This window comes from Nocardioides astragali (assembly GCF_024436375.1).
GTDB classification, from domain to species: domain Bacteria; phylum Actinomycetota; class Actinomycetes; order Propionibacteriales; family Nocardioidaceae; genus Nocardioides; species Nocardioides astragali.
On record NZ_JAFMZM010000003.1, the window covers coordinates 541,326 to 565,640 of the forward strand.

Annotated in this window: 23 protein-coding genes; 14 read left to right on the plus strand and 9 right to left on the minus strand. The window is 71.1% G+C overall.

Annotated elements, in window-relative coordinates:
- Positions 1 to 2: 2 nt before the first annotated feature.
- Together J3P44_RS11790 and J3P44_RS11795 are read right to left on the minus strand one after the other, a co-directional pair.
- Complete coding sequence (locus tag J3P44_RS11790) at positions 3 to 572, minus strand: YceI family protein (protein WP_255890545.1); 570 nt, start codon at positions 570 to 572, stop codon at positions 3 to 5.
- A gap of 154 nt (positions 573 to 726) precedes the next feature.
- Complete coding sequence (locus J3P44_RS11795) at positions 727 to 852, minus strand: hypothetical protein (protein ID WP_255890546.1); 126 nt, start codon at positions 850 to 852, stop codon at positions 727 to 729.
- 246 nt (positions 853 to 1,098) lie between these two features.
- Between J3P44_RS11795 and J3P44_RS11800 the strand changes: the two genes are divergently transcribed.
- Positions 1,099 to 1,359 carry a hypothetical protein gene (locus tag J3P44_RS11800; protein ID WP_255890547.1) on the plus strand — a complete coding sequence of 87 codons (261 nt, stop codon included), beginning with the start codon at positions 1,099 to 1,101 and terminating at the stop codon, positions 1,357 to 1,359.
- Between the two features lie 21 nt (positions 1,360 to 1,380).
- Positions 1,381 to 3,204 carry a glutamine--fructose-6-phosphate transaminase (isomerizing) gene (gene glmS / locus J3P44_RS11805; protein WP_255890548.1) on the plus strand — a complete coding sequence of 608 codons (1,824 nt, stop codon included), beginning with the start codon at positions 1,381 to 1,383 and terminating at the stop codon, positions 3,202 to 3,204.
- Between the two features lie 371 nt (positions 3,205 to 3,575).
- On the opposite strand, the gene J3P44_RS11810 is transcribed toward glmS, so the two are convergent.
- Positions 3,576 to 5,123 carry a glycerol-3-phosphate dehydrogenase/oxidase gene (locus J3P44_RS11810; protein WP_255890549.1) on the minus strand — a complete coding sequence of 516 codons (1,548 nt, stop codon included), beginning with the start codon at positions 5,121 to 5,123 and terminating at the stop codon, positions 3,576 to 3,578.
- Entirely contained in the window at positions 5,120 to 5,722 is a 603-nt protein-coding gene (locus J3P44_RS11815) for a TetR/AcrR family transcriptional regulator (RefSeq protein ID WP_255890550.1), read from the minus strand. Before J3P44_RS11815 ends, J3P44_RS11810 begins: the two co-directional genes overlap by 4 nt.
- A 17-nt stretch (positions 5,723 to 5,739) precedes the next feature.
- Here J3P44_RS11815 and J3P44_RS11820 point away from each other — a divergent pair, with 17 nt between their 5' ends.
- Complete coding sequence (locus J3P44_RS11820) at positions 5,740 to 7,320, plus strand: FAD-binding oxidoreductase (protein ID WP_255890551.1); 1,581 nt, start codon at positions 5,740 to 5,742, stop codon at positions 7,318 to 7,320.
- A 349-nt stretch (positions 7,321 to 7,669) separates the two neighbouring features.
- On the opposite strand, the gene J3P44_RS11825 is transcribed toward J3P44_RS11820, so the two are convergent.
- Complete coding sequence (locus tag J3P44_RS11825; protein WP_255890552.1) at positions 7,670 to 8,365, minus strand: pirin family protein; 696 nt, start codon at positions 8,363 to 8,365, stop codon at positions 7,670 to 7,672.
- Positions 8,366 to 8,407: 42 nt separating this feature from the next.
- Between J3P44_RS11825 and J3P44_RS11830 the strand changes: the two genes are divergently transcribed.
- From J3P44_RS11830 to J3P44_RS11875, 10 genes are all read left to right on the plus strand, one after another.
- A complete protein-coding gene (locus tag J3P44_RS11830) occupies positions 8,408 to 9,733 on the plus strand; it encodes a GH1 family beta-glucosidase (protein ID WP_255890553.1) in 1,326 nt (441 codons plus the stop codon).
- A gap of 136 nt (positions 9,734 to 9,869) precedes the next feature.
- Positions 9,870 to 10,622: a DUF2785 domain-containing protein gene (locus J3P44_RS11835; RefSeq protein WP_255890554.1), complete on the plus strand. Its 753-nt coding sequence runs from the start codon at positions 9,870 to 9,872 to the stop codon at positions 10,620 to 10,622.
- Positions 10,623 to 10,624: 2 nt separating this feature from the next.
- Positions 10,625 to 12,373: an AfsR/SARP family transcriptional regulator gene (locus J3P44_RS11840; RefSeq protein ID WP_255890555.1), complete on the plus strand. Its 1,749-nt coding sequence runs from the start codon at positions 10,625 to 10,627 to the stop codon at positions 12,371 to 12,373.
- A gap of 258 nt (positions 12,374 to 12,631) precedes the next feature.
- Positions 12,632 to 13,747 carry a HesA/MoeB/ThiF family protein gene (locus tag J3P44_RS11845; protein WP_255890556.1) on the plus strand — a complete coding sequence of 372 codons (1,116 nt, stop codon included), beginning with the start codon at positions 12,632 to 12,634 and terminating at the stop codon, positions 13,745 to 13,747.
- Positions 13,747 to 14,997, plus strand: a complete 1,251-nt coding sequence (locus tag J3P44_RS11850; protein ID WP_255890557.1) for a hypothetical protein — start codon at positions 13,747 to 13,749, stop codon at positions 14,995 to 14,997. The genes J3P44_RS11845 and J3P44_RS11850 overlap by 1 nt, the downstream gene beginning before the upstream one ends.
- A gap of 26 nt (positions 14,998 to 15,023) precedes the next feature.
- Positions 15,024 to 15,164, plus strand: a complete 141-nt coding sequence (locus tag J3P44_RS11855) for a family 1 glycosylhydrolase (RefSeq protein WP_255890558.1) — start codon at positions 15,024 to 15,026, stop codon at positions 15,162 to 15,164.
- Positions 15,165 to 15,222: 58 nt separating this feature from the next.
- The gene (locus tag J3P44_RS11860; RefSeq protein WP_255890559.1) at positions 15,223 to 16,281 is read left to right on the plus strand and encodes a sulfotransferase family protein; all 1,059 of its coding nucleotides are present in this window, start codon (positions 15,223 to 15,225) and stop codon (positions 16,279 to 16,281) included.
- Complete coding sequence (locus J3P44_RS11865) at positions 16,281 to 17,219, plus strand: glycosyltransferase family protein (RefSeq protein ID WP_255890560.1); 939 nt, start codon at positions 16,281 to 16,283, stop codon at positions 17,217 to 17,219. Before J3P44_RS11860 ends, J3P44_RS11865 begins: the two co-directional genes overlap by 1 nt.
- Positions 17,216 to 19,000, plus strand: a complete 1,785-nt coding sequence (locus J3P44_RS11870) for a glycosyltransferase (protein ID WP_255890561.1) — start codon at positions 17,216 to 17,218, stop codon at positions 18,998 to 19,000. Before J3P44_RS11865 ends, J3P44_RS11870 begins: the two co-directional genes overlap by 4 nt.
- Entirely contained in the window at positions 19,001 to 20,593 is a 1,593-nt protein-coding gene (locus J3P44_RS11875; RefSeq protein ID WP_255890562.1) for a glycosyltransferase, read from the plus strand.
- A gap of 261 nt (positions 20,594 to 20,854) precedes the next feature.
- On the opposite strand, the gene J3P44_RS11880 is transcribed toward J3P44_RS11875, so the two are convergent.
- From J3P44_RS11880 to J3P44_RS11895, 4 genes are read right to left on the minus strand one after another with little or no spacing between them, the layout of a single operon-like run.
- Positions 20,855 to 22,015, minus strand: a complete 1,161-nt coding sequence (locus J3P44_RS11880; protein WP_255890891.1) for a nucleotide sugar dehydrogenase — start codon at positions 22,013 to 22,015, stop codon at positions 20,855 to 20,857.
- A 5-nt stretch (positions 22,016 to 22,020) separates the two neighbouring features.
- A complete protein-coding gene (locus J3P44_RS11885; protein WP_255890563.1) occupies positions 22,021 to 22,278 on the minus strand; it encodes an LIC_13387 family protein in 258 nt (85 codons plus the stop codon).
- Positions 22,278 to 22,502, minus strand: coding sequence for a hypothetical protein (locus tag J3P44_RS11890; RefSeq protein WP_255890564.1), 225 nt, complete (start codon positions 22,500 to 22,502; stop codon positions 22,278 to 22,280). The genes J3P44_RS11885 and J3P44_RS11890 overlap by 1 nt, the downstream gene beginning before the upstream one ends.
- Entirely contained in the window at positions 22,499 to 23,650 is a 1,152-nt protein-coding gene (locus J3P44_RS11895) for an FAD-dependent monooxygenase (protein ID WP_255890565.1), read from the minus strand. Before J3P44_RS11895 ends, J3P44_RS11890 begins: the two co-directional genes overlap by 4 nt.
- A 60-nt stretch (positions 23,651 to 23,710) precedes the next feature.
- Here J3P44_RS11895 and J3P44_RS25515 point away from each other — a divergent pair, with 60 nt between their 5' ends.
- Positions 23,711 to 24,286, plus strand: coding sequence for a TetR/AcrR family transcriptional regulator (locus J3P44_RS25515; protein ID WP_255890566.1), 576 nt, complete (start codon positions 23,711 to 23,713; stop codon positions 24,284 to 24,286).
- Positions 24,287 to 24,315: the final 29 nt, after the last annotated feature.

Sequence of the window (24,315 nt, forward strand, 5' to 3'; positions counted from 1 at the left end):
GCTCAGGCGGACTTGATCGCCGAGACGTCGAACTCGAGCTTGATCTTCTCGGAGACGAGGACGCCGCCGGTCTCGAGCGCCGCGTTCCAGGTGAGGCCCCAGTCCTTGCGGTTGATGGTGGTCTCGCCCTCGAAGCCGACACGCAGGTTGCCGAAGGGGTCGCGGGCCGAGCCGGTCTGCTCGAACTCGATCGTGACCGGCTTGGTGACGTCCTTGATGGTGAGGTCGCCGGTGATCGTCCAGTCGCTGCCGTCGCGCTTCACGTCGGTCGAGGTGAAGGTGATGGACGGGTACTGCTCGACGTCGAAGAAGTCGCCGGACTTGAGGTGGCCGTCACGGTCGGCGCTGCCGGTCTCGACGGAGGTGACGTCGATGGAGAGGTCGACCTTGGAGGAGGACGGGTTCGCCTCGTCGATGCGGGCGGTGCCGGTGAAGGCGCCGAACTGGCCGCGTACCTTGGTCACCATGGCGTGGCGGGCCACGAAGCCGAGGCGGCTGTGGCTGACGTCGAGGGCGTAGTCACCGGTGATGTCGTCGATGGCGGTGGTGGGAGCGTCGAACGAGGTGGTCATGAAAGCCTCCTGGCTTGGTTGGTAGAAGATTCAACCAATAGAACGAGGCGCACCTGGACTTCATTCCCGAACCCCGGAGATTTCTCCGAGCTTCTCCGCCACATGCATCGAGCCACGCCCCCTGAGGGACGTGGCTCGGGGCCTGGCTGATCGCTCAGGCGGCCTGGGTGCGGGCGGTCGCGGGGACCGACCAGCGTGCCTCCATGTGGGTGCGACCCGACGCATCCGTGACCGTCACCCAGGTGCAGACCGGCGCCCCGGTCATCTCTTGCTTGCTCATGTGACACCTCCCGTTCACTTACTGTTCACCCAAGATAGCACCTCCCCACCAGCGCACCATCGTTTCGCGGGAAATGCGCGGCCATGCCCCACTTGGGCCCCTATGTCTGCCCACCCTGGGTCCGGATGCCCCACCTGGGACTGCTGTGACGATGTCGACGGACCGCCACGGCGGTTCCGAGTCGCGTTCTTGCCCGATTTCGGGCAGGAAGTTGCTGTTGACGACGTCCGGGGACATGATCGAACCGTGCCCGACCCCGCTCTCGTCTCCCACGTCGTCGCCACCACGTCGTTGACGCCCGGAGAGGCCGCCCGGGTGGTCGAGGACGTGATCGCCTTCCACGCCCAGTCGGTGGAGGAGTACGTCCGGGACCGGCATGCGCGCCTCAAGACGTACGGCGCCAAGAACCCCGAGATCTTCGCGGTCATCGCCGAGGAGCTGCGCGAGCGGGTGGTGGCTGCCCCTGAGCTCTCGGAGCGGCAGCTGCGCCGGATCGTCTACGGATAACGACTACGGACAGGAGAGACCATGTGTGGAATCGTCGGCTACATCGGGCGCCAGGACGCGGCTCCCGTCGTGCTCGAAGGCCTGACCCGGCTCGAGCACCGCGGCTACGACTCGGCCGGCGTCGCCGTCCTGGGTGGCCGGGGGCTCCGGGTGGCCAAGCAGGCCGGCCGGGTGCGCGAGCTGACCGACGTGCTGCCCAAGCGCTTCGCCGGCACCACCGCCATCGGCCACACCCGCTGGGCCACGCACGGCCCGGCGACCGACGCCAACGCCCACCCGCACGTCGACGAGACCGGGCGCGTGGCCGTCGTGCACAACGGCATCATCGACAACTCCGCCGCGCTGCGTGCCCAGCTCACCGACGCGGGGGTGACGCTGGCCAGCGACACCGACACCGAGGTGGTGGCCCACCTGGTCGCGCGGAGCGAGGCCGACACCCTCGAGGGCAAGGTGCGTGACGCGCTCCGCGTCGTCGTCGGCACCTACGGGCTGGCCGTGCTGCACGCCGACTTCCCCGACCGCATCGTCGTCGCGCGCAACGGCAGTCCGCTGGTGGTGGGCGTGGGTGACAAGGAGATGTACGTCGCCTCCGACCTCGCCGCACTGGTGCGGCACACGACGACCGTCGCGATGCTCGACGACGGCGAGATGGCCACCGTGACCGCGTCCGGCTTCAGCACGATGCGGCACACGGACCTCTCCTCGACCGGCAAGACCGCGACGCAGGTCGACATCGACGCGGCGGCGTACGAGGCCGGCGACCACGAGTCCTACATGCGCAAGGAGATCCTCGAGCAGCCGACCACCGCCCAGGCGGTGCTGCGCGGCCGGCTCGACGAGCGCTTCGGCACCGCGCACCTGGGCGGCCTCGAGATGGACGCTCGCGACCTCCGGGCGGTGCGCCGCGTGAAGATCCTGGGCTGCGGATCTGCCTACTACGTCGGACAGATGGGAGCGGGGCTCATCGAGGAGCTCGCTCGGATCCCCGCCGACGCCGAGGCCGCCAGCGAGTTCCGCTACCGGGACCCGGTCATCGAGCCCGACACCCTCTACGTCGCGGTGAGCCAGTCCGGGGAGACCATCGACACCCTGCTCGCCGTGCAGGAGGTACGCCGCAAGGGCGGGCGCTGCGTCGGTCTGGTCAACGTGGTCGGCTCCGCGATTGCCCGCGAGTGCGACGGCGGCATCTACCTGCACGCCGGCCCCGAGGTGGCGGTGGCCAGCACCAAGGCGCTCACCAACATGTTCCTCGGCTTCGCCCTCCTGGCGCTCCAGCTGGGACGCGTCCGCGACCTCTCGATCGCCGACGGCAAGCGGCTGGTCGCGGGACTGGAGAGGCTGCCCGGCCAGATCGAGGAGATCCTGGCCGGCGAGGCCGACCTGGTCGAGGTCGCGAAGGAGCTGGCCGAGGCTCGCAGCCTGTTCTTCATCGGCCGCGTGCGCGGCTTCCCGGTGGCACGCGAGGGCGCCCAGAAGTTCAAGGAGATCAGCTACCGCCACGCCGAGGCCTACCCGACGTCCGAGCTCAAGCACGGCCCGCTCGCGCTGATCGACCCCGAGGTGCCGACGGTGGCGCTGGTGCCCCGCGACGAGCTGACCGAGCGCAACATCGGCGCCCTGCACGAGATCGACGCACGGCACGGCCCGCTGGTCGTGATCACCCACGATGAGGTCGACCTCGGGGCCATCGGCGCTCGCCGCATCGACGTACCCCGCAACGAGCCCGAGCTGGACCCGATCCTGCTCACCATCCCGCTCCAGCTGCTGGCCTACCACGCGGCCCAGCACCTGGGTCACGACATCGACAAGCCGCGCAACCTGGCGAAGTCGGTCACGGTGGAATGAGCTGTGCCTTCTTGCGCCTCCGCTTCGCTTCGGCGCGTGTCCGCGGCGCTGTTAGCCCGCTCGTTCGTCGTCGTTGCCGCGCCCTCCCCCGCTTCGCTCCTCCGGGCACAGCCCTCCTCCTGCACTCCCGGGCGCGCCGCGGACGAAACCCCTGACGGTCGACCTGCAGGTCGGCGACCGGGTCACGAGCGCGCGGACACGGGCGAAGCGGAGCGAGCCCCATCAAAATGGACTGGGCGCCCCTCGCCGCATGGGGTCGGCAAGGGGCGCGCCGTGGAGAACCATCCCACCTCGCCCATCCGGTGTCCGAGGTTCACCTGAAGTGCCGGGCGTTTTTGCTCCCCACCTTGACCGGGCCTACGAAAAGGCTTTCAGGCCGTGGTCTGCCGGGAGGTTGCCACGAGCTCCAGGGCTCGGGTCGCGAGCGGTTCGGCGACCGTGCGATCGGCCGGCACCAGGCCCACGCGCACCCGCCGGTCGAGGAGGTCGTCGACGTCGTGCGCGCCCTCGTCGGTGACCGCGAAGACCAGCTCGGCGAGGGTCACCGCGACGTCGTCCGAGGCGGGCTCGAGCAGCTCGTCGGCGGGCAGCCCGGTGACCTCGCTGGCCGTGCCCAGGACCAGGTCGGCGTCGGTGCCGAAGCGTCGTACGAGCCGGGCGGGGGCGGTCGATCGGCGCAGCGCCACCGGGGCGGCGGCGCCGAGCAGTGGCAGTGAGGCGGTCCGGCACGGCCCGGCGGGCAGCCGGCCGGCGGCAACGATCGCGTCGAGGGTGTCCTCGGCCATCCGCCGGTAGGTCGTGAGCTTGCCGCCGACGACCGTGGTCACCCCGGTCGGCGAGGTGAGGATGGCGTGCCGGCGGGAGAGGTCGGCCGTCGTGTCCGTGCCCGCGACCTCCAGCAGCGGCCGGAGCCCGGCATAAGCGCCGACCACGTCCGAGCGCGCCGGGGGTGAGGAGAAGGCCGAGGCCACCACGTCGAGCAGGAACCCGATCTCGGCCTCGCTCGGCGTCGGCACGTCTGGCACGGGACCGGTGACGGGCTCGTCGGTGAGGCCGACGTAGATGGTGCCGTCGGGCTGCGGGAGCACCATCGCGAAGCGAGCGGTCGTCCCCGGGATCGGCACCATCACCGCGACCCTGGTGTGCGGCAGCGTCGAGCCGCGCAGCACCAGGTGCGTGCCGCGGCTCGGCCGGAGCCTCACCTGCTCGTCCAGGTCGCCGGCCCACACGCCCGTCGCGTTGACGACCGCGCCGGCGCGCACGACGCGGGTCTCGCCGGTGAGCTCGTCGCGCAGGTCGACGCTCGACCCCGTGGCGCTGCGCACCCTGGCACGCGTACGCACGTGGGCGCCGTACGACGCCGCGGTGCGGGCGACGGTGACGACGAGGCGCGCGTCGTCCTCGAGCTGCCCGTCCCAGGCGAGCAGTCCTCCACGGAGGGTGTCGGCGCGCAGCGACGGCGCGAGGCTGAGGGTCTCGGTGGCGTTGAGCCGCCGCGGGTGGGGGAGGGTGCGGGCGGTCGTGTGCGCGGTGCGCCGGAGCACGTCGCCGGCGTGCAGGCCCGCCCATGTCATCGCCGTTCGAGTGCGCGACATCGCGTCGTTGACCGGCGTCAGCATCGGCAGCGGACGGGTCAGATGGGGCGCGGTGACGTCCATCAGGATGCCCCGCTCGATCGCGCTCTCGCGGGCGATCGAGAGCTGTCCCTGGGCGAGGTAGCGCAGGCCCCCGTGCACGAGCTTGGACGACCAGCGCGAGGTCCCGAAGGCCAGGTCGTGGGCGTCCACGGCGAGCACGCTCAGGCCCCGGGTCACCGCGTCGAGCGCCACCCCTGCCCCGGTGACGCCGAGGCCGACGACCACGACGTCGACCTCGTCGGGGACCCCGGCCAGGCCGGGAGTGATCCGGGTCCCGGTCACGAGGTCGGCCCCGGCTCGAGGGAGGCAGTGACCAGTCGGGCGTACTCCGCATCGAGGTCCGCGAGTGAGATGCCGTGGTCGGTCATCGTCATCGCCGAGAACACGAAGCCGTGCGCGGCCAGGGTGAGCGAACGCGCCATCAGGAGGGCGTCGCCCGCGCGGATGGCGCCGGACGTCTGACCGCTCTCGATCTCGGCGGCCAGGATCTCGATCAACGCCTCCTGGGAGCGGCCGCGACGGGACAGGAGGTAGGGGAGCATCAGGTCGGGGTCGAGCTCGACGATGCGGACGAACAGCTCGTTGTCGCGCAGGGCCCGCACGGTGGACAGCGCGGCCGCCGCGATGCCCGCAGGAGTGGTGGTGTCAGCCGCGGCGACCCGGGTGGCGGCGGCGATCCCCACCCACTCGCGGGTCATCAGGTCCCCGAGCAGCGAGCCCATGTCGGACCAGGCGCGGTAGATCGTCATCCGGGAGACGCCGGCGCGCTTCGCGACCTCGGTGAGGGTCGTACGTCGCCACCCGACGTCGAGGATGCAGTCCCGGGCGGCGTCGAGGTAGGCGTCGAGCCGAGGATCAGGGGTGTGACGAAGTGACGGCATGTGTCACACTGTAACGCATGCGCCCGTCACCCACTGCCGAGATGCACCCCCAGCGCTGGGGAGACCCGGCTGCCGCGACCGACCTCCCCGAGTCCGCGCTCGGCCTCGTCGAGCTGGCGTTCGGCCGCCAGGACCGTCCCGCGACGAGCGGGGCCACGCCGCCCGCGTCCGCGCTCCCCGCGCGCCTGCTGGAGGGGTTGCGGGAGATCGTCGGGCCCGAGCACGTCCTCGTCGACGACGCGACCCGCACCCTTCGTACGCGCGGCAAGTCCACCCCTGACCTGTTGCGCGCGCGTGCGGGCGACTTCACCGACGCTCCCGACGCGGTGGTGCGTCCCGACGGGCACGTCGAGGTGGCGGACGTGCTGGCGTGGGCGCACGAGCACCGCGTGGCGGTCGTGCCGTTCGGCGGCGGCACCTGTGTGACCGGTGGTCTCGCGGCCCGGCGCGACGGCTTCGCCGGCCTCGTCAGCCTGGACCTGGTCCGGATGAAGCGCCTGCTCGCCGTCGACGAGGTCTCGATGACCGCGACCCTGCAGCCGGGGCTCCGCGGTCCCGAGGCCGAGGCGCTCCTCGCCGCGCACGGCCTCACGCTCGGTCACTACCCCCAGTCGTATCTGCACGCCTCGATCGGCGGCTTCGCGGCCACCCGGTCCAGCGGGCAGTCGAGCGCCGGCTACGGCCGCTTCGACGCGATGGTCGTCGGTCTCACCGCAGCGACGCCGACCGGGTCGCTCGACCTCGGCTCCTCTCCGGCCAACGCAGCCGGTCCCGACCTGCGCCAGCTGCTCCTCGGCTCCGAGGGGGCCTTCGGCGTCATCACCTCGGTGACCGTCCGGGTACGTCGCGCGCCCGAGGTCACGACGTACGAGGGGTGGCGCTGGCCGTCCTTCGACGCCGGCTCCGACGCGATGCGCACCCTCGCCCAGGCCGGGCTGATGCCCACGGTCCTCCGGCTCTCCGACGAGTCCGAGACCGCGATCAACCTGGCCGACCCGTCGTCGATCGGCGGCGCCGACGATCCCGGCTGCCTGATGATCACCGGCTACGAGGGCACCGCCGAGCAGGTCGCGGTCACGCGGGCGGCGGTGTCCACCGTCCTCGAGGGACTCGGTGGCACCGGGCTCGGCACCGAACCGGGGGAGAAGTGGTCGCGCGGGCGCTTCGACGCTCCCTACCTCCGCGACGCGCTGCTCGACCAGGGCGTCCTCGTCGAGACCCTCGAGACCGCGACGTTCTGGTCCAACCGCCGGCGGCTCCACGCCGAGGTCAGGGAGGCACTGCAGTCGTCGCTCGGCGACGGCTCCCTGGTCCTGTGCCACATCTCCCACGTCTACGAGACCGGCTGCTCGCTCTACTTCACCGTCGCCGCCCGCCAGGCCGAGGACCCGCTCGCCCAGTGGCAGGCCGCGAAGGTCGCGGCGAGCGACGCGATGATCGCCGCGGGCGCGACCATCACCCACCACCACGCCGTCGGCACGGACCACAAGCCGTGGTTCGCCCAGGAGATCGGGGAGGTCGGGGTGCGGATGCTGCGCGCGGTCAAGGCCGAGGTCGACCCGGCGGGGATCCTCAACCCGGGCGTGCTGATCCCTTGACCGCGATCGGCCTGAGTCGAGTGCTCAGCCCGTCGTGTTCCAGGCGGACCAGCGCACTCAACTGGGCGAGATGTCCACCGGCGGAAGCCGACGATGCTCTGGTTCTCGTGGTCGCTCAGCATCATGGGCGCTGGAACGAAGTGCGGGACGTGGTGGTGGAGCCACGTCTCATGCACGTCGTAGCTGCGACCGGAGTAGTCGTAGCGCGCCTTTCGTGTCCAGACCGCCCGACCCGGAGGCAGCATCTCGAGGCCGGTCCTCCCACGCCTCGCGGCCGCGCAGGAGCAGGAGACGTTGATCCGCTCGAGTCGAGTGCTCAACCCGTCGTGTTCCACGCCGACCCGAGCACTCAACTCGCGGAGATGTCGTCGAAGGACCACACCAGCAGCTCGGTCTCCTCGCTCGCCCGCACGACGTGGCCCGGCTCGTCCGTGATGCGTACGGCGTCGCCGGCCCGCAGCGACCTCCCGCCTACAGAGACCGCACCGGTGGCGGCGAACACGTGCTGGCGCGGGTCCTCGGGCAGCGCGACCGACTGGCCGGGCGCGAGCCTGGCCACCAGCAGACGGGCGCCGCGGGTGCCGATCGGCAGGCCGGTCCCGCCCACCACCTCGGCCGGTCCGGAGACCGGGGCCGGCGCCTCGCCCAGGACGTACGACGGCTCGGCGCCCGGCTCGGTCGGCACCAGCCATGCCTGGAGGAACCGGCAGCGCCCCGACGACGCGTCGGCGACCTCGCTGTGCCGGATGCCCGACCCGGCCGAGAGCACCTGTGCCCGGCCGGCCTCCACGACGTGGCGGGCTCCGGTCGAGTCGGTGTGTACCAGCGCCCCCTCGAGCACCCACGTGACGATCTCGAGCTCGGAGTGCGGATGCTCCGGATAGCCCGCCCCGCGGTCCAGGACGTCGTCGTTGTGGCAGACCAGAGGCCCGAAGCCGAGGTTGGCGGGGTCGTAGTGCGGACCGAAGGAGAACGAGTGCTGCGTCACCCGGCCCTCGTCGGTCGAGGACGACCTCTGCGAAGCGGCGTACAGGGCCATGGACATGCCGATATCTTCGCGGATGTGCCTCCCCCGCAAGACTTCCCCATGCTCCCGCCCGGTTTCCGCTTCGGGACCAGCACGGCGAGCTACCAGATCGAGGGGGCGGTGACGGCCGACGGCAGGGGGCCGAGCATCTGGGACACCTTCACCGCCGAGCCCGGCCGGGTGGTGGACGGCAGCACCGGCGAGGTCGCCTGCGACCACTACCACCGGGTCGACGAGGACGTCGCGCTGATGAAGGAGCTCGGCACCGGGGGCTACCGCTTCTCGATCGCCTGGCCGCGGATCCAGCCCACCGGGCGTGGGCGGGCCAACACGAAAGGACTGGCGTTCTACGACCGGCTCATCGACAAGCTGCTCGCCAACGGCCAGCAGCCTATGGTCACGCTCTACCACTGGGACCTGCCTCAGGCACTCGAGGACGACGGCGGCTGGCTCAACCGCGAGACCGTCGAGCGGTTCGCGGAGTACGCCGCGATCGTCGGCGAGAGGTTCGCGGACCGCGTGGAGCACTGGATCCCGGTCAACGAGCCCAACGTCGCCTCGATGCAGGGCTACGGCATGGGGACGCACGCACCGGGCAAGGCGATGCTGTTCGACTGCCTGCCTGCTGCCCACCACCTGCTGCTGGCGCACGGCCGCGCCGCGATCGAGCTGCGCCGGGCCGGCGCGACCTCGATCGGCTGCGCCAACAACCACGCACCCATCTGGCCCGCCACCGACGACGACGCCGACGTGGGGATGAGCAAGATCTTCGACGCGCTGTGGAACGGCATGTTCCTCGAGCCGATGCTGCTGGGCCGCTATCCCGTCGACCTGATGCCTCTGTTCGAGGGGGTCATGCGCGACGGCGACCTGGCGACGATCCGGCAGCCCCTCGACTTCTACGGCGTCAACTACTACAACCCGATCAGGATCGCGGCCGCCGACGAGGACTCGGAGCTCCCCTTCGACTTCCGCGAGGTCGTCGGCTACCCGACCACCGACTTCGGCTGGCCGATCGTGCCCGACGCGCTGCGCGAGTGGCTCGTCATGTTCCGCGCCCGCTTCCGCGCGGCCCTCCCGCCGATCTACATCACCGAGTCCGGGTGCAGCTACAACATGGGTCCCGACGAGCACGGCGTCGTCGACGACCAGCCGCGCATCGACTACCTCCGGTCCCACATCGGCGCGGTCTCCGAGGCGATCGTCCGCGGCGTCGACGTACGCGGCTACTACTGCTGGTCGCTCATGGACAACTTCGAGTGGGCCGAGGGCTACACCCAGCGCTTCGGCCTGGTGCACATCGACTTCGAGACGCTCCGGCGCACCCGGAAGAAGTCCTTCCACTGGTACGCCGACCTGCTCGCCGCGCAGCCCCAGCACCTGTAGTGCGGGTGAAACCACGTCTTGCGTCGTGGTGATGTGTAAGCATGCTCCTTGCTCGCGGACCGCTGGGGGACTCCGCGACTCGGGTAGGGGAGTGGCAATGACGAATTGGCATGCCTTGCGCAGCGAGGATTTCGCGGTGCCGGCGGACACGGAGATGACCACGCTCGTCGGGGAGCTGGAGGCACTGCTGGCATCGCCAGACCCGGTGAAGCGCGACGAGTGGGGTTACGGCTTCGTGGCGACCTGGCTGGGACGAGGCCTGGTCCCGCCCGAGCTGAGGCTTCAGCTCGGTGATGAGATGGCACGGCGTCTGGAGTCCGACGACATCTGGGTGCGCTGCTTCGCGCCCCTCGTGCTCGACGCGCTCGTCACCTACGGCACCTTCGAGGCACGCTGGCTGGAGCCGTTCGCCCGGTGGTACGCGTCCGAGACGGACCTGCGAGGCTCGGACCCCGAGCTCGGCTGGCTCCACGCCGTCGCCCACGGCGCGGACCTGCTCGGCACGTTGGGCCACCATCTCGACGTACGACCCTCCGACATGCTCGAGCTGGCGGCTCGGCGCCTCACCCTCCCGACCGACTTCCTCTGGGGTGACGGCGAGGACGAGCGCCTCGGTCACGCCATCGCGCTGACGCTCACGCACCCCCGCCTGACGGAGACGGACGCTGTCGGCTGGATCGACGCGGTGGCGACCAGCTGGGCCTCCCGTGAGCCCGGACCCCCGCCCGCATGGGTGTCCAACGCCGCGCGGACTCTGCGGATGGTCGTGGTGCTGACGTGGACGGGCGTCAGGTCGGACAACCTACCCACCACCCCTCTGCGCCACGCAGCGGCGGTGCGGGCCAGGCTCGTCTCGACGCTTCACACCCTCACTCCGCACCTGTGGTAGCGATGCATTTCGCCATCCTCGGCCCGGTCGAGGTGGAGCTGGACGGGCGTGCGATGCCGACCCCGCGCGCGCAGCAGCGCGGCGTGCTCGGCTACTTGTTGACGCACGCCAACACCAGCATCTCGGTGCTGGAGCTCATCGATGCCGTGTGGGGCGGCGCCCCGCCGGCGACGGCGCGGGCGCAGATCTACACGATGATCGCCAACCTGCGTCGCCAGTTCCGTGACATGGGCGAGCCCGAGCGCCTCCAGGCTGGGCAGTCGGGCTACCAGATCACCGTAGGACCGGGCGAGCTGGACGCCGACGTGTTCGACGGACTCCGGGTGGACGCCGCCAGGGCCGAGCGCGAGCGCGACCTCGCCACCGCCGAGAAGCTGCTGATTCTCGCGCTCGATCTCTGGCGTGGCTCGGCACTGAAGGATGCGACCGGTGCGTACGTCGACCTGTGGCAGGCACAGCTCGACGAGAAGCGCTTGTTGGCCCAGGAGAGCCTGGCGCACGTGTGGCTGGCGATGGGCAAACATGGGGAACTGGCCGCCGAGATTCCTGGGCTGCTCGCACGATATCCCTACCGCGAGAGCCTGTTTCGACCCTACATGCTGGCCCTCTACCGCTGCGCTCGCGAGCCGGAGGCCCTTCAGGTGGGCAGGGAGCTGGCGGGTCGGCTCGCCGAGGAGTTCGGGATCGACCCGACGGAACAGACCAGTGAGCTGATCTCAGCCATGCTGCGTCACGACCCGGCCCTGGACTGGCAACCCTTCAGAGGCGCAGCCACCATAGAAGCGACCGTTGGGCAGGGTCCGGCGCCCACTGACCCCGTCGCCGGTCCCCTCCGGGACCTGCCCTACCGGCCGTTGTTCGTAGGCAGGCACCACGAGCTCGCCGAGCTCGATGCCGCGTGGACCCATGCCCGCGAACGCCGACGTGGGGCGATGGTGCTCCTGCACGGCCCGGCCGGTTCGGGGAAGTCGGCCCTGGCCACGGAGTGGGCGTACCGCCACCGCGGGGAGTTCCCCGACGGGACGCTCTACGTGGACGCCGGTTCGAGGGAGCGGACCGATGACCCCAGGCTCACCGATCCGGAGGCCGACTTTCTGCTCGTGATCGACGGCGAGCGCTCCTCCGCGGCCGTACGCTCGCGGTTGCCGAGCTCGGTCAGGGCGACGGTTGTCGTGACCAGCACGCGTCGGCTGGACGGGCTGGTGCTGCACGAGGCTGCTCACCCGGTCTTCGTGGGGCCGATGGAGGCAGAGGACGCCGTCGCGCTGATCGAAGCAACAGTCGTCCACGCTGGCCGTTTCGCGGACCGGGCCTCCACCTTCGCCTTGGCCGAACGCTGCGACCACTGGCCCCTGGCACTGCGGATCGCGGCGGCGCGCATGTCCTGCGAGCCGGGGCTCACCGTCGCTGGCCTGGTCGATGAGATGGCGGATCCCGCGGCGGCGCTCGACAGCCTCCGCTTGCGAGGCGACAGGTACTCCCTCAACGACGCATTGGAGAGCACTGTCGAACTGTTGTCCGTTGAGGCCCGCGAGGCCATCAACCAGATTGGGTCGGGCTCGAAGCCCAACCGGGACCGCGAGCACGGACTCGACGGTCTCGAACACCGGGCAGAGGAGCTGGTCAGGGTGCTGCCGGAGCTGTTGAGCTCGGGCTTGGCAAGATTCCGAGAGGGTGGGCTCACTGTGCTCCCGCTCTTCGCGGAGCACCTCCGCCGACGGTCGGGCACGCCGTGTGTAGACGGCGCATAGATCGCGCATAGCCAGTGCGGGTCAGAGTTGTCCCGCACCGCACTCGGCGGTGCTCTACGTAAGGAGAACGCGATGAACGAGAACACCGCCAAGGACGCGACCCGCCTGGTCATCAACGTGCGCACCCTCGACAAGCTCGAGACCACGATGGTCCGCCAGACCGAAGGCGCCTACTGAGTCGATTCGCACCTGAGCTGGCCGTGGGACCTCGGGCTCGCCCCGGGGTCCCACGCCGCTCGGCCGTACCTAGGAGCACCCATGTCACGTATGTCCCGACCGCGGCTCAAGCCGCCCCACCAGCCGCTGGCTCGCCCCAACGGGACGCTGTGGATCGGCAGCCTCCAGTACGGCCTCGGCTGCGAGGTGGACGATGCGTCCGGACTGGTCCAACGTTGTTGCCGACTCATGGACGGCAGCCGCAGCGTCGACGACGTGGTCCGGGAGCTGGTCCGAGGGACCTCCTGGTCCAGTGACGATGGGGTAAGGGTCGTGGAGTTCCTCGTCGAGTCGGGCTGGGTTGAGGACGCAGCCGGAGCACGGCCGGCCGTGCTGAGCGAGCGGGAGCTGGAGCGGTACAGCCGCAGCGCCGACCTCCTCGCGTGGATGGACCTGACCCCACGACCCAGCCGCTTCGAGTTGCAGGCTCGACTCAAGCAGAGCCGGGTCACGATTCTCGGCGTCGGCGGTATCGGCTCGGCCGTAGCCACCGGACTCGCCGCATCGGGAGTCGGCCAACTGCACTGCGTCGACGGCGACATCGTCGAGCTGTCCAACCTCAACCGGCAGGTTCTGTTCGACGAGAGAGACCTGGGTCGCCCCAAGGTCGACGCTGCCGTTGATCGGCTGCGAGCGATGAACTCGGACATCGAGGTCACCGGGTCGCATGGCATGATCACCAGCGAGGCCGAGATCGAGGATGCGGTCCGAGGTTCGGACGTCTTCGTCCATGCCATAGACAAGCCCGTCGGAGTGCAGGATTGGTCCAATTCCGTGGCCTGGCGTCTAGGCATCCCGTGGTCGTCCGCGTCCTACAACGGCCCGATGATGACTGCGGTGCTGTTCATTCCCGGGGTCACCGGGTGCCGCTCGTGCATGCTCGAGGCGCAGGTCGAGCGACTCCGCGCGGCTGGGGACGAGGACCTCCTCCAGCACGGTCCGCTCGCTGACTTCAACCCGGTGATGGCCGCGACCGCGCAGATCAGCGGACACTTCGGAGCCTTCGAGATCATCAAGTACCTCACAGGACTGCCGGTGCAGACCGCCGGCCGCCAACTGCATCGGAGCTTCGTCGATTTCGACCACCACTACTACACCGAGGCTCCGCGTCGCGCGGACTGCCTCGTCTGCTCCGACGCGCTCGTTCCGGTGTCTTGATGGCGCACTCCACGGCCACCCACGTTGTGCTCCGCCCGCTGGTGATGGTGGAGGACACCGACGCCTGGATCGTGGGGCGGCCGGACGCGGGCGACTTCGTGGCCCTTCCGGGTGCGGCGGTCACCTTCCTCGAAGCCCTCAGGCGCGAGTCGGACGTGGCAGTCGCCGAGCAGTGCGTGCTCGACGCACACGCAGCCGACATCGACTCCGAGGACTTCATCGCGACCTTGCTCGAGCTGGGATACATCGCCAGCATCGACGGTGAGACGCAACCCGACGACGCGCGCCCCGCGAGCTTCCCGGCCCTTCGCCCGCCCCACGTCGCGTGGATGTTCTCCCCTTTCAGCTCCGTCTGCGTTCTCCTGACCGGGCTGGCCGGCGCCCTCGTGGCGAGCAGCTCGGCACATCTGGTGCCGTCCTACCACGCGTTCTTCGTCACTCCGCTCGACGGCGTCAACATCGCCCTCAACACGGGCATGTTCCTCCTGGTGGTCGCCGGCCACGAGATGAACCACCTGGCAGCGGCCAGGGCGGACGGCGTCCACGCGACGATCGGCCTCGGCACCCGGCTGAACATGCTCGCCGCGACGACCACGGTGCCGGGGATGTGGGCCGCACCGCGACGCGCCAGGTTCCGCGTCTACCTGGCGGGAATGCGCTTCGATCTCACAGTCTTCGCGGCTCTGGCGCTGGCTCAGGAGACTGTTGATGCGAATGGGCTCGCCTACGGGTTGATGGAGTCGCTCCGATTGGCCATTCTCGTGTCACTCGTGACCCAGTTCGCTCTCTACATGCGCACCGACATGTACTTCGTCGCCCAGGAACTGCTGCGGTGCCGCAACCTGTACGGAGACGCCTGGGCGTACCTCCGACACGTGTTCACGCCGGCGGACGTCCGGGCGGGGCGGCCAGACCCGACAGTCCTCCTGCCCGAGCGCGAGCAGGCCAAGGTCCGGGTCTACGCATGGTTCATGCTGCTCGGGTCCGGAGCCACGTTGGCCTCGTTCGCCCTCTTCGGCGGCCCGATCCTGGTGGGTCTGGTCGGCAACGCATGGGAGTCGATCTCCGCGGGCTCACCCGTCGGTGTCATCGATGGACTGCTTGTCCTGCTCGTGGAGATTTGCCTCCAGGGGCTCTTCCTGGTCGTGTTCTGGCGGCGGCACGGTGCGACTGTGCGTCGTTTCCTGTCCCGGACCGTGTTCCGAGTACGTGGTGCCCGGCGCCCGTCCGCCATCTCATCCCGAGGCTGACACACCGGCGCCTGCGCTGGTCCCTCATGGACAACTTCGAGTGGGCCGAGGGCTACACCCAGCGCTTCGGCCTGGTGCACATCGACTTCGAGACGCTCCAGCGCACCCGGAAGAAGTCCTTCTACTGGTACGCCGACCTGCTCGCCGCGCCGCCCCAGCACCTCTGAGCGGCGCGTCACCCCCGACCGCTGAGGGCGCCCTGGGGCCCCCGATAGTGTTCGACGCATGACCAACCGTCGTGTCGTCCTCGTCGTCGGCTCCGGCCGCAGCGGCACGAGCACGATGGCCGGGACGCTGCGCACCCTGGGGCTGCACGTCCCCCAGCCCGAGGTCGTCGCCGACGCCACCAACCCCAAGGGCTTCGGGGAGCCGCGATGGGTGGTCGACCTCCACACCGAGCTGCTCGCGCGCAGCAACGTGCAGGTCTCCGACGCCCGTCCGCGTGCCTGGCTCGACACCGGCACCACCAGCGGCGACCACGCGACCCGCGAGCGGGTGGCCGCCTGGCTCGAGGAGCAGTTCGCCGTCGCCGACGAGCTCGTCATCAAGGACCCGCGGGCCTCCTGGTTCCTGGGCCTCTGGCGCGCCGCGGCCGAGCGCTGCGACGCCACGCCGTCCTACGTCACGATGCTGCGGCCGGTGACCGAAGTGGTGGGCTCCAAGCAGATGTACTACGGACGCATGGGCGCCGGCTCAGACCAGGGCGCCGTCACCCGTACGGCCGCCTGGGTCAACATGATGCTGCACACCGAGCGCGCCACCCGTGGCCAGCAGCGCGCCTTCGTGCGCTACGGGGACCTCCTCGACGACTGGACCCAGGCGGTGTTCGCCCTCGGCGAGGCCTTCGACCTGACCGGCGTGAAGACCGCGATGGCCGTCGACATCGCCGAGGTCCACCGCTTCATCGACCCCTCGCTACGACGCGTCACGATGACGTGGGACGACATCGGCGTGCCCGACCGGCTGCGCGAGCTCGCCGACGAGACCTGGCAGGCACTGGACGCCATCGCCGACGACGACTCCACCAAGAACCAGGAGTGGTGCGACCGGCTGCGCACCGCCTACGCCGCGCAGTACGCCGACGCGGAGGCGTTCGCCCACTCGACGGTCGTGGCCCAGCGGCGTACGGCTGCCGCGCAGGCACGCCGCGAGGCGGCCGAGCACGCGCCCCAGCGGAGCGGCGCCGACCGCGTACCCCATGCCGTGCGCGCGATGGTCCCCCCGGCCGCCCGCCAGAAGCTGCGCAAGGCGATGGGCCGGGAGCGCCCCCAGGGATCCGCCTGATGCCGGACATCGCCTCGCTCGAGGGCGAGCACGACTACGACGTCACGTGGCCCTGGACGTCAGGCGAGCCGCTGACGCCCGGTCTGACCTGCGTCTTCCGGGTCCGCAACGAGGCCCGCAACCTGCCGTGGGTGCTGCCGCCGATCCTCTCCGCGGTGCAGCACGTGCTCCTCGTCGACAACGGCTCCGACGACGGCACCTCCGACGTCGCGAGACGGACCGCCGAGCAGTGCGGGGCGGCCGACCGGTTGACGGTCATGGACTACCCCCACCGCGTGGCCCGGGCCGGAGGTGAGCACCTCGCCACCCCCGCGACGAGCGTCCACTCGCTGACGCACTTCTACAACTGGTGCTTCTCCCACGTCCGCACGACCTACTCGATGAAGTGGGACGGCGACATGGTCCTGACGCCTGAGGGCGCCGGGATCCTGCGCGACCTGTCGTGGCAGCTGCAGTCGACCTCCGCGATCGTCGCGATGCCGCGCCACCCGTTGACGGTCGTCGACGAGTCCACCGGCTGGCTCGACCTTTCGCTGCGCTTCCTCGAGCCGTGGGTCTACCCCATGGGCCCGGAGTTCACCTTCGTGAAGGCCTTCGACTGGGAGCTGCGCGAGTTCCCACCGGGGGTGGAGCGGATCGTGCTGCAGCAGGGGTTGTGCGTCGAGGTGAAGTGGCTCGACGCCGACGAGTACGCCCACTGGCGGCGCGACGGCGTCGACTTCACCAACACCCGCCTCTACCGCAAGCTGCGCGAGTTCGAGGTCGACGAGGCGATCCGCAACGGAGACCCCGACGCGCTCGGTGGTCTCGTGAAGGTGACCGCGCCACCCGGCGTGCACGTCATCGACCACGTCAGCCGCGACTGGCTCTGGCGCCAGCCGCGTCCGCTCGTGCAGCACTCGCTGCCTGCCTCACTGAAGGAGCGCGTGCGACCGTGAACACCCCACCTGCCCAGCATCCGCTGCACGACCTCCGGATGCCCGGACCGACGCTGGTCCTGGTCGACGACTCCGACAGCCTGGCGCTCGACGCGCTGCAGGGCATCGAGGACGTCCCCGGCCTCGAGCCACGGGTCGTCACGCTGTCCGCGCTCGGCAGCCCGCTCAAGGGCTGGGGCTCGGTGCTCGTCGTGGCCGCCGACCGGTCCAGGCTGCGGCGGATGGCGAGCGCCGTACCCCTGCTGGGGCAGTGCAAGGTCGTCGCCTGCTGGCTCACCGACGCGCCCACCCCCTGGGTGCTGGTCCCGCGGCCCGAGTGGCCCCGGCTGGTGCACTTCGCCGCGCGCGAGGCGGGGGACCGGGGCGTCCTGACGGTGGCGCGGTTCGCCTCCGGTGCCCGCGCCCAGCTCGTCGTGATGGAGATGGCGCGCCAAGCGGCAGGACGGGGCGACACCACCCACGGCGGGCTCGTCGTCTCCTACGCCGGACGTCCCGCGGCGCCCGGGCTCGACGCCCGCAGCGTGCTGCTGGCCGACGTCTCCGGAGCCGGCGACGCCGAGCGCGACGTCCCGCCCGACGTCGTGATCGCCCGCCGTGGCGGTGAGGTCGCGGAGCACCACGTCATCGACCGGGCGCCGACCGTGGTCACCGACCCGGGGCCCGAGCCGGTCGACGAGCGGGTCTTCAACCCGATCGGGTTCCGCAAGGACTGGGACCACCCGGTCGTCGACCTGGCCCGCATCAGCCCCGGACCCGTCACCGAGGGTGTCGTCGCGGCGGCACGCGGGTTCCAGGGAGTGCGGCTCTTGTCCGACACGCCGACGGCTGACCTGCTGGCGCTCGCGATCTCCGGGGTGCCCCTGGTGACCCAGGGCGTGCTCGACGTGGCCCCGCCGCTGGCTGCGGCCCTCGACGCGGAGGTCGACCTCGACGACCCGCTGCGACGCGAGGAGCACAGCCTCGCCGTGCGGCGGGCTGCCTTCGACCACCACTCCACGCTCGCGTGGCGCTCGGCGCTGGCCTCGCGCGCCGGCGTACGCCACGTCGGGCTGCCGCCGGTCAGCGCGCTGCTGGCCACCAGGCGGCCGGAGATGCTCGACTTCGCGCTGCGCCAGGTCGCCCGGCAGCGGGGGGCGGAGGTCGAGCTGGTGCTGGCCGCCCACGGCTTCGAGCCCGACCGCGACGCCGTACGACGGGCGCTGGGCGACCGGCCCCACCAGGTGCTGACCTTCGACGCCACGGACTTCTTCGGCGACGTGCTCACCGGCGCGGCGCGTGCGGCGTCCAGCGAGGTGCTGCTCAAGATCGACGACGACGACTGGTATGCCCCCGACGCGGTCCACGACCTGCTCATGGCGCGCCGCTTCTCGGGTGCCGACGTGGTCGGGATGCCGTCGGAGTTCGTCTACCTCCATCGCGGCGACGTCACCGTCCGGCGCAACCACCCGTCCGAGATCTTCGCCCGCTTCGTCGCCGGCGGGACGCTGCTGATGGACCGCGGCCTGCTCCGCTCGCTCGGCGACTTCCGCCGGGTGCGCAAGTTCGTCGACGCGCAGCTGCTGGCCGGCGTGGAGGCGGCGGGCGGCCGCATCTACCGCACGCACGGGCTCGGCTACATCCTGCGGCGGACCGGCGAGGGGCACACCTGGGTGCGCGACGACGAGGAGTTCCGCCGACCTGACATCGTGGCCTCGGAGCGGGAGGGCTTCCAGCCGAGCCTGGCGCTGGAGGTCGATCCACTCGACCGGCCAGACGCGACCGGCACGAACGGGGGTGGATGAGTGTCTCGGCAGCCAGTGGTGCGCCACAACGACTGGGGCGTGCTGACCCCGCCGGCGCTCGGTGACTGGGAGCCCAGGCTGTCGGTGACCGTCGTCATCCCGACGTTCAACTACCAGCACACGCTGCCCTACGTCCTGGCCGGCCTCGCCGCGCAGAGCTATCCCGCGCACCTGCTCGAGGTCGTCGTCGTCGACGACCAGAGCACCCCGCCGCAGGAGCTGCCCGACGTCCGCCCCGACAACACCCGGCTGGTCCGGGTGGAGGAGGGCTGGGGCCGCGCCAACGCCTGCCACCTGGGCGCGCTCGCCGCGGAGGGCGACGTCCTGCACTGGTACGACGCCGACATGCTGCCCTACCGCGAGGAGGTCGAGGCCCATGCGCGGTGGCACCACCTCATCGACTACGCCGTGCCGGGCGGCGACAAGCGCTTCGTCGACCCGAGCTCGCTGCTCGACGTCGACCCCGCCGTCGTACGCGAGCGGGTGGCGGCGGGCGAGGCGGCCGACCTCTTCCCCGACCAGGACCACGAGCCGCACCAGTGGGTCGAGGACTACTGGGCCAAGACCGACGACCTGCGCACCGCCGGTCCCCGCGCGCAGCGCTTCCACATCGGCATGACCGGCTCGGTGTCGAAGGCGCTCTACTTCGACTCCCAGGGCTTCGACCGCTCGCTGCGGCTCGGCGAGGACATGGCGCTCGGCCACGAGCTCGCCCAGGCCGGTGGCGTGTTCGTCGTCGACCGCGAGGCCAGGAGCTGGCACCTCGGCCGGTCGCAGGTGCTGCGGCGTGCCGAGCAGGTCAACCGCTACAACGACCCCTACCTCGCCGACCTCGTGCCGACGATGCGACCCAAGCGCAACCGGCGCGGTCGCGCCTACCAGGTGCCCTATCTCGAGGTGGTCGTCCCGGCCGGCTCGGCGGACGAGACGATCCACGTCGTCGACTCGCTGCTCGACGGCGACGTGCCAGACCTGCGGGTCTCTGTCGTCGGACCGTGGGGAGGCGTCCACGAGGACCGCGTCCAGCCGGTCGAGGACCCGGTGCTGGAGACCCGCCTGGTGCACCGGTCCTACGTCCACGAGCCGAGGGTCCGGCTGGTCGAGTCAGCACCCGCGACCAGCGACGCCGAGTTCGTGCTGACCCTGCCCGACGTGTCGCTCGCGCCGCTGCCGGCCACGCTGTCGGCCCTCCTCGACGACCTCGAACGGACCCATCACGGCGCCCGCCTGCTGACGTACGACTCGGGCGCGGTCGCGCGTCTGGAGCGGACCGCGGCACTGGCCCGGGTCGCGCGCCTGGTGGGTGACGGCGACGACCCCGAGGCGCTGCTCGACGAGACTTTCGGGGTGAAGACCTATCGCGCGGCGGCGGTGGGGTTCGTGCCCGTCGGCGAGCGCGACGTCGAGCGCTTCACTCTCGGCGCCCGTCCGCCGATGGACCCGGCCAAGTCGGAGAACCGGCTGATGAAGGCGCTGCGCCGGGGCGACGATGGCGCGCGAGGGAGCACCAGAGCCGATGGCCACAGCCCCGCCACTCCCGACGACCTCGGCGAGTCGGAGCACGGCAAGCGCGGGCTCTTCCGCCGCCGCTGAGGTTTCATCACGGTATGTCGCTCTATGGGCACTTTCCTGCGTCAATTGACCGTGGGAAGTGCCTGTTCGCCTGCATACCGTGATGAACAGACGGCTCGGGAAGCGCCCGGGCAGTGCCTTTTGGCGCCTCCGCTTCGCTTCGGCGCGTGTCCGCGGCGCCGAAGCCCGCTCGTTCGTCGTCGTTGCCGCGCCCTCCCCCGCTTCGCTCCTCCGGACGCAGCCCTCCTCCTGCACTCCCGGGCGCGCCGTGGATGCAAACCCCTAGTCGGAGCCGAAGAGGTCGCGCGTGTAGACCCTGTCCGCCACGTCGCGCAGCTCGTCGACCATGCGGTTGGCGACGATCAGGTCGGCGCGCTCCTTGAAGGACGCCAGGTCGTCGGTGACCTCCGAACCGAACCACGAGTCGGTGCCGAGCTCGGGCTCGTAGACGATCACCTCGATGCCCTTGCCCTTGATCCGCTTCATGATCCCCTGCACCGATGACTCGCGGAAGTTGTCGGAGCCGGCCTTCATGAGCAGGCGGTGGATGCCCACCACCTTCGGCGCGCGGTCGATGATGTCGAAGGCGATGAAGTCCTTGCGCGTGGTGTTGGCCTCCACGATCGCGGAGATCAGGGTCTGCGGGACGTCGGAGTAGTTGGCGAGCAGCTGCTTGGTGTCCTTGGGGAGGCAGTAGCCGCCGTAGCCGAACGACGGGTTGTTGTAGTGCGTGCCGATCCGCGGGTCGAGCCCGACGCCGTCGATGATCTGGCGCGAGTCGAGCCCGTGCGACAGCGCGAACGAGTCGAGCTCGTTGAAGAAGGCCACCCGCATCGCGAGGTAGGTGTTGGCGAACAGCTTGATCGCCTCCGCCTCGGTCGGCTCGGTGAACAGCACCGGTACGTCGTCGGCGTCGGCGCCCTTCACCAGCAGCTCGGCGAAGGCGCGGGCCCGCTCGGAGTCCTCGCCGACGACGATCCGCGCCGGGTGGAGGTTGTCGTGCAGCGCTCGCCCCTCGCGCAGGAACTCGGGGGAGAAGATGATGTTGTCGATCCCTGCGCGAGTGCGTACGTCCTCGATGTAGCCCACCGGGACCGTCGACTTCACGACCATCGTGGCGTCGGGGTTGAGCCGGTGCACGTCCTGCATGACGGCTTCGATCGAGCGGGTGTCGAAGTAGTTGGTGACCGGGTCGTAGTTGGTCGGCGTCGCGATCACCACGAAGTCGGCACCGACGTGCGCCTCCGCGGGGTCGGTCGTGAACGTGACGTCGAGGTCCTCCTCGACGAGGAAGCGCGAGATGTCGTCGTCGTGGATGGGGCTCTCGCCGCGCGTGAGCCGCTCGATCCGGGCCTCGTCGAGGTCGAGCCCCACGACAGTGTTGTGGCGCGCCAGCAGCACTGCCATGGACAGGCCGACATAGCCGAGGCCGGCGACGGAGATGGTGGTCACGCTGCGATTGTGCCGCACTGCGGTGTCGTCGCCGTACGACCCGGGGTGAGCAGCGCCGCGAGGGCGACGAGCGTCGCGATGCCGAGGAGCACGATGGGCGGCGGCGGGAGCAGCACCACGCTGATCAGCAGCGCCGGGAGCAGCACGGCCACGACCAGTAGGAGCAGCCCGCGCGACTCGAGCACCAGCTGCGGGGCCCGCCGCAGCACGAGCAGCAGCAGGGCGCCGAGGCCGACGATCATCAGGGCCATCATCAGGCTGAACCCCTGGAACAGGTCCCAGTAGCTGCGCTCGAGCCCCCGATGACGACGGACGTGGCGGCCATCGTCTCGTGCGCGCGACTCTCGCTCGCGGTGGGCGAGCCGGACCCCACCACGACCGGGGCGGTGTGGCCCGAGCCGGTGAGGACGAGCAGCCAGCCGGCGACGGCGGGGGCGAGCGTACGGATCGTGCGCTGCGGCGGCACCTGGGTGGTCAACGGATCTCCTGAGGGCTGGGTGCGGTTGCGGATGGGATCGGGGGCTGCCAGGTCGTGGCCCGGCCGGACGCGCGCCGGGCCAGGCCGGGCGGCGTGGCCAGCAGCGTGAGGTCCCGCAGGGCGACCAGGGCCGGGTGGCCGTGCTGGGCCAGGCGGCCGACGCGGCGGGACTGGCGCGCCAGCGCCGCGACCCTCGGCGCCCGGGCTCGGGCGTAGCCCGCCAGCGCCGCGTCGAGGGAGGGCGCGGTCGCGAGGGCGTGGGCGAGCACCACCGCGTCCTCCAGGGCCAGGCCGGCTCCCTGGCCCAGGTTGGGCTCCATGGCATGGGCCGCGTCGCCGACCAGGGCGAGCCGGCCGCGGTGCAGTGGCGTACGTCCTGGCGGGAGGTCGCGGATGTCGTGGCGCAGGAGCGTGCCTGGTTCGACCGCGGCGAGCAGGGCAGGGAGGGGCGCGTGCCATCCCGCGAAGCGCCGTCGCAGATCCGCGAGGTCGTCGGCGACCGGCTCACCCTCGTCGGCGTTGACGCAGGCATAGACGTAGGTCCAGCCGTCGGCGACCGGCACGACGCCGAAGCGCTCTCCTCGTCCCCAGGTCTCGACGAGGGTGGCCGGCTCGGCCAGGTCTTGGCCGGAGGGCACCAACGCCCGCCAGACCGTGTAGCCGCGGTGGGTGGGTCGGACGTCGACGTCCATCGCCGCGCGCACCACGGAGCGGATGCCGTCCGCGCCGACGACCAGATCGGCCTCCACGCCCATCACGTCGGCGACCTCGTGGCCCAGCTCGACGGTCCCGGGGTCCAGTGCCGCAGCGAGCACCTCTACGAGGTCGGCTCGGTGGACGCCGAGGAGTGCGCCGCTCGCGCCACGTCCGTCGAGGTCGACGCGTGCCAGCGCCCTGCCGTCCGGCTGGCACACGACGGTCCGCGTCAGGACGGTGGCGCGGGACCTGGTCGCCTCCTCGACGCCCAGGGCTCGCAGTGAGCGCTGGGCGTTGGGTGAGAGCACCAGCCCGGCCCCGCCTCCGTCGAGGCGCGCGCCGCGCTCGAGCACCCGGACGGGACGGCCCGCCCGCTGGAGGGCGAGGGCCGTCGCCAGGCCACCGATGCCACCGCCGACGACGACCACGGGACCCCGTGTGTCTGCACTCATGGCGGTGACTCTACAGACGTAGAGCCTTGGTGGGAACTCTACGACGGTAGAGTCCGCGCCGTGGAGCTCGACCGACGCCGACACATCGCCCGGACGGCGTTGCACGTCCTGGCGACCGCCGGGGGACGGGGCCTCACCCATCGCGCGGTGGATGCCGCGGCCGAGGTGCCGCCCGGCTCGACGTCGTACTACTTCCGGACCCGTTCCGCGCTCCTGTCGGCGTGCCTGGCGGACCTCGTCGAGCAGGACCATGCCGAGCTCGACCTCATGCAGCCGCTGCTCGCGGCGGTCGACGCCGAGGTGCTCGCCGAGGCGGTCGGCGACCTCGTGTGCCACTGGTTGACCGCCGGGCGCGAGCGACACCTGGCCCGCTACGAGCTCTCGCTGGAGTCGCTCCGGCGTCCCGACGTGGCGGAGGTCCTGCGGGTGGGCGGGCGCGCGATCCGGGCGAGGGTCGCCGACGTCCTGGCGGGCCTCGGCGCCCCGGACGCCCGCGAGCGCGCCGACTGGCTTGTGGCGTGCATCGACGGGATCGTCTACGACCGGTTGGTCGGCGCCAACCGGGACCTGCCCGTCGTCCGCGACGACATCCTCACCATGACCCGCCGGTTGACCGGTCTCGCGGTCGCTCCCTGACAGGGGAGCCTCCGCGGCGACGGTCGCGC

Bases quoted from the DNA above. Each gene is read 5' to 3' on its own strand.
- J3P44_RS11795 (WP_255890546.1), bottom strand. From the start codon at position 852: ATGAGCAAGCAAGAGATGACCGGGGCGCCGGTCTGCACCTGGGTGACG.
- J3P44_RS11820 (WP_255890551.1), top strand. From the start codon at position 5,740: ATGCGCCCGTCACCCACTGCCGAGATGCACCCCCAGCGCTGGGGAGAC.
- J3P44_RS11845 (WP_255890556.1), top strand. From the start codon at position 12,632: ATGTCACGTATGTCCCGACCGCGGCTCAAGCCGCCCCACCAGCCGCTG.
- J3P44_RS11855 (WP_255890558.1), top strand. From the start codon at position 15,024: ATGGACAACTTCGAGTGGGCCGAGGGCTACACCCAGCGCTTCGGCCTG.
- J3P44_RS11815 (WP_255890550.1), bottom strand. From the start codon at position 5,722: ATGCCGTCACTTCGTCACACCCCTGATCCTCGGCTCGACGCCTACCTC.
- J3P44_RS11865 (WP_255890560.1), top strand. From the start codon at position 16,281: ATGCCGGACATCGCCTCGCTCGAGGGCGAGCACGACTACGACGTCACG.
- J3P44_RS11790 (WP_255890545.1), bottom strand. From the start codon at position 572: ATGACCACCTCGTTCGACGCTCCCACCACCGCCATCGACGACATCACC.
- J3P44_RS11885 (WP_255890563.1), bottom strand. From the start codon at position 22,278: ATGATGGCCCTGATGATCGTCGGCCTCGGCGCCCTGCTGCTGCTCGTG.
- J3P44_RS11860 (WP_255890559.1), top strand. From the start codon at position 15,223: ATGACCAACCGTCGTGTCGTCCTCGTCGTCGGCTCCGGCCGCAGCGGC.
- J3P44_RS11825 (WP_255890552.1), bottom strand. From the start codon at position 8,365: ATGTCCATGGCCCTGTACGCCGCTTCGCAGAGGTCGTCCTCGACCGAC.
- J3P44_RS11830 (WP_255890553.1), top strand. From the start codon at position 8,408: ATGCTCCCGCCCGGTTTCCGCTTCGGGACCAGCACGGCGAGCTACCAG.
- glmS (WP_255890548.1), top strand. From the start codon at position 1,381: ATGTGTGGAATCGTCGGCTACATCGGGCGCCAGGACGCGGCTCCCGTC.
- J3P44_RS11850 (WP_255890557.1), top strand. From the start codon at position 13,747: ATGGCGCACTCCACGGCCACCCACGTTGTGCTCCGCCCGCTGGTGATG.
- J3P44_RS11895 (WP_255890565.1), bottom strand. From the start codon at position 23,650: ATGAGTGCAGACACACGGGGTCCCGTGGTCGTCGTCGGCGGTGGCATC.
- J3P44_RS11840 (WP_255890555.1), top strand. From the start codon at position 10,625: ATGCATTTCGCCATCCTCGGCCCGGTCGAGGTGGAGCTGGACGGGCGT.